This is a genomic window from uncultured Chitinophaga sp., from assembly GCF_937874145.1.
Classification (GTDB): Bacteria; Bacteroidota; Bacteroidia; order Chitinophagales; family Chitinophagaceae; genus Chitinophaga.
On sequence record NZ_CALNBI010000523.1, the window covers coordinates 1 to 3338 of the forward strand.

General features: G+C 55.7%; 2 protein-coding genes. Both read right to left on the bottom strand.

The features are described 5' to 3' along the window. Nucleotides 1-1090: SusD/RagB family nutrient-binding outer membrane lipoprotein (locus tag Q0510_RS24725; RefSeq protein ID WP_298717998.1), on the bottom strand; the 1090-nt coding region annotated here is incomplete at its 3' end. Nucleotides 1091-1119: 29 nt separating this feature from the next. Further along, nucleotides 1120-3338, bottom strand: a 2219-nt coding sequence (locus Q0510_RS24730) for a SusC/RagA family TonB-linked outer membrane protein (RefSeq protein ID WP_298718001.1), incomplete at its 5' end; no start/stop codon positions are given.

Genomic DNA, 3338 nt, shown 5'->3' on the forward strand with positions numbered 1-3338 from the left:
CGCGCTTGCCTGCAAACAGGTCGCCGTCGTTGTTGAGGCGCGAGAAATTCACGTACCGCGACTTCTCCGGCATATCCACGCCCTGGCGGATACCTTTGTACTGGCCGGGGTAATCCACCGATTCTTTAAAGTACCTGGTGAGGCGGGGATCGTTCAGCCCCGTGAGGATGGATTCCATGGGCGCGGCCATCCGCGCGTCCTGCCAGCCTTCGGAAATGCTGCTCATCGGGTGTTCCATGGGCGCAATGTCGATCGTGAGATTGTCGGCATGCGCTTCCAGGAGCCCGGCTTTATGCTTGAGCGCCGCTTCGCCTTCCTGCTTCGCCTTTTGCGGGTCCACTTTGCTGATGCGGATCGCCAGGCGCAGGCGCAGGGAATTGGCCAGTTGCAGCCATTTTTTATAATCTCCCGCATACGGGCTGAGATCGAACTTGGTGAACGCAGGCGCGGCGCCATCGTCCATGTATTTCGTCAGGATGGTAATGGCCTGGTCCAGGTCGGCGAAAAAAGCGTAGTACGCATCTTTCTGAGAATCGTAATCCACGCTGCCGTCTGCGTTCAGCTGGCCGTATTTCGTGTAGATGATCGGCCCGTAGGCATCCGCGATCCTGTGCATGGTCAGCACTTTCAGGATTTTCATCCAGGCGTAGAAATGAGGGCTTTCCTTTTCCGTCAGCTCCGCCAGATATTTGCAGACAGGCATCACCGAGTTGTCGGAAGAAGGCGTGTAAGAACCGTATGCGCAGCCCCACAGCACTACGTTCCAGCCGTCCTGCAGGTTGTACGTGTTGTTATTGTTGTTCAGGTTGCCGAAGGGGTTCGGCGGGGTCATATACCCGGCAAACAGGTCGCCCATCAGGTTTTGCTGTATCTGGAAAACCCAGGTGGGGTTGGATACGTAGATGCTACGCTGGATTTGTTTGAAGGGCTCGCCGATATACTGGTAATCCCATTTCAGTTCCTCTTCCGAAACACCGTAGGGATTTTTATTGAGGTCCTCGAAATTCTTGGTGCATCCGGCGAAGGCCAGCGCCACCGCCATTACTCCACCAAGCATTCCGTGGACGATTGTATGTTGAGTACGTTTCATGTTCTTGATTTTTAGCATGTTCGATAGGATCAGAATCCGATTTTAACACTGGCGCCGAAGCTCCTGGTGGCGGGCAGGCCGAAAATGTCGATACCCTGCAGGCGGTTGTCGCCGCCGGCGGAAGTTTCCGGATCGAACGGCGCTTCGCGCTTCAGGAAGAACAGGTTCCGCCCGATCAGGCCCACCTGCAGCGAGCGGATGGCTTTTGTGCGCAGGGGAATCCTGTAACTGAGCGCCAGTTCCCGCAGCCGGATCGCCGTGGCGTCATACATGTACATGTCGCCATTACCGTTCCTGCCGCCAATATCCTGATAGTACGTCTCCGCGTCGTACTTGCCGGTAAAGGGTTTCCCGTCTTCCCCTACCGCATTTTCCAACGTTACGCCGCCGTTATCCCGCGCTTTGGCGCTGGCCTCGCTCACGCCCCGGGCATCCAGCTCAGCCTGCGTCATGCTCATCACCTTGCCGCCGAAACGGCCGTCGATGAGGAATGTCAGCGTAAAACCCTTGTAATCGATTTTGTTGTTCCAGCCGAGCAGAAAGTCGGGATTGGGCGAACCGGCGAAAAGAATATTGCCATTCGTGGAATCGATGATCCTGTTTTCATCGTTCAGCATAATCTGCCCTTTTTCATTCCTTTTCACCAAAGCCTGGGTGTATATATCTCCCCACTGACCGCCCTCCTGCACCGCCGAAGCGTACATGTTGGAGCCGGGTTCCGTCAACCGGAACACCACTGTGCTCTGCACCAGGTTGGGATCGGAAAGTTTTACCACCTTATTGCGGTTCAGGGAGAAGTTAAAGTTGGACGTCCAGGTGATGCCGCGGGTTTTCACCGGCACCAGCGTCAGCATCGCTTCCACACCTGTGTTGCGGATATTGCCGAGGTTGAGGTAATAGGTGGAATAGCCGGTTCCGGAAGGCGCCGGGATCTCTACATATTGCTGGTAGTTGTTGTTTTTGTACCAGGTAAGATCGATGCCGATGCGGTCGTTCAGCAAACGCACATCCAGCCCCGCCTCGAAAGATCGGTTGTCTTCCGGCTTCAGGTACGTCCGCGGCGCGGGCACCCTGTTATTAAAGCTAAGCTGCTTCAACCCGCCCAAAATGCGGTAGTTGTAGGTAGCAGGACGGCTGATATAGGCCGGCAGGTCGTTCCCAACTTTCGCATAAGACAAGCGCGCCTTCGCGAAATTGATGGCAGCCGGCAGTTTGAACATCTCGCTCAACACGGCGGTAAGACCGGCGGAATAATAGAAGTAACCACTGTTCATGCTGGGCGTGAAGGCGAAAGTGCTCGACCAATCGTTACGCGCCGTCAGATCCAGGAATAAATAATCCTTGAAACCGAAGTTCGCGCTGGCGAACAGGGCCTGCACCTGCTTGCGGTCGAGCCCCTGCTGCACCGTGATGGAGTTGGGATCGATGTTGGCGAGCTGGAAGATGTTGGGGGAATACAATCCGTCGACATTCCCGATGTTGACATCGTTCAGGGTCCGGTCGCGCAGCTGGTAATCGGTGAGGCTTCCGCCGAAGATGCCGGAAAGCTTCAGGTCTTTTGTCAATGCTTTGTTGTAATTGAAGATCAGGTCCGCGTACATCTGCGTATTGAACTCCCTTTCCAGCGAATACCGGCCGTTCCTGGCTGCGATGCGGGTATCGGTGCTGGCGTAGGCTTTCAGCTCGAACTTGTCGTACGAGCGGTCGAAGTTGCCCCGCGCCTGGACCGAAAGCCAGTCGGCAAGCTGGTACTTCACCGACAGGGAAGCCATGCTGCGGAAGCGCGCTTCGTCTCTCGGGTTGCGGTGCAATATCCAGTAAGGATTGGCATATTCCACTTCGCCCACGAGGTTCTGGTCTGTATTGATGTTCCACCAGTTCTGCGTCATCATGTTACGGGAAAGGGACATCACTTCGAATTCATTTTTATATTGTTCGAAGCTGATCCCGCGCGGCATGGCGTACACGCTGGGAAGCGGGTTATAGTACAAGCCGCTCACCGGGCGGTTGTGCGCGTCCTGCTTCACGAAAGTGACGTTCGCGTCGAGCGTGAGGCGGTCTTTCAGCAGCTTCAGCGTTTCCCGGAAATTGAGCGTATGCCGGTTGAACCGGCTGGTAGGGATGATGCCTTTGCTGTTGGTGTTGGAATAGGAGAAATACGACTGGGCGATTTCGTTGCCGCCGCTGACGGACAGGCCGTTGGTCCAGGTGCCCCCTGTATTGAAGAACCCTTTCACGTGATCGGGCG